The 1,188-nt window shown below is 45.9% G+C and carries 1 protein-coding gene; it reads right to left on the bottom strand.

What is annotated here, in order from left to right; genetic code table 11:
• Positions 1-1,188: S8 family serine peptidase (locus A3729_RS21145; protein ID WP_197475969.1), on the bottom strand; the 1,188-nt coding region annotated here is incomplete at both ends.

Below are 1,188 nucleotides of genomic sequence, written 5' to 3'. Positions count from 1 at the left end.
CCTTCACTATTATTACTTTGGGCAGCGACAATTCCAGCAACATGCGAACCATGATGCACTCGACTCAAATCCGTAGGGTCATCATCGAAACCGTCTTCGTCTCCGGAATATTCTGTGTCGGAAATAAAATCGTAACCACTTGTAGTCAACTGGTTGCGCAGATCAGGATGATCGGGATTGATTCCACTGTCGATGACAGCAACAATTACCCCGTCACCTGTAGCAGTATTCCATGCATCTTCAACCTTAAGTAGTGACAGATTCCACTGTTCTGAATAACGACTGTCGTTCGGGACGAAGGTAGCTCGGCGATAGTAGTTTGGCTCTGCGACCTCAATACCATCTAGTGCTTTTAGCTCTTCTAACAAAACCAGCGTTCGCCATTTTCTTTCGAGCTTACTAGCCTTGGACCAAGAGGTGCTTGAATTTACTCTTAAGTTACTATTAACGGTCGCATCGAAACGAAATAACTCTGCACTCAAACCCGCCCGCTTGGAATATTCTAGTCCGTAGCGCTCTACTAAAGTCCGTTGCAAGCTATCAAGTGAACGACTGCGTGTTGATGCGCCTTGAGCACTTGAACTCTGATCGAATGCAAGTAGCACCTCGCCTGGCACGAAGTCTAAGCGACTCGCTTCACTTAGCAGGCGTGCATTATCAGCACTTAAGTTTTGTGAAAGCGATAGCGTATACAGTAGCGCATCGTGCCCTTGTGTTGTGGCTACGCGCACATAGTATTCATTGGTAAGGGGAACAACTAAAGATTTGGCACCCGGTTCTGATATAGATAGTTCAGCCACAACGACGCCAGACTGATCTACTGCCCTGAGTTCAACAAGGGCATTGATATTGAATTCCTCTTCGTTAGCAGGAAAGACACTTAAACTTACAGTCTGGCCTTCGACCAAGGAAACTCGGTAATAATCATCAAGATCTTCCTCAAACTGATAGCAAAAACCAAGATCCTGAGACTTGCCATTTATGTAGCCTCCAATTGTAATCGGGTTACTAACCAGCTGGGCCGAAAAAAGAGAGTTATTCTGCTCACTAAGCGTGGAGCATGTTTGCTCAACATCAAGATCTACATTGGTATCAGGCTTTACGCTCACCTGGCCTTCGATTGTCACCAAGCCATCGTAAGTATCATCACTCAGCTTACTACCGCTTCCACAAGCAACTAAGGACAAG

This window comes from Oleiphilus sp. HI0043 (genome assembly GCF_001634935.1).
The sequence above is the reverse complement of the archived record's forward strand: the minus strand, read 5'-3'. Positions and strand labels throughout refer to the sequence as shown.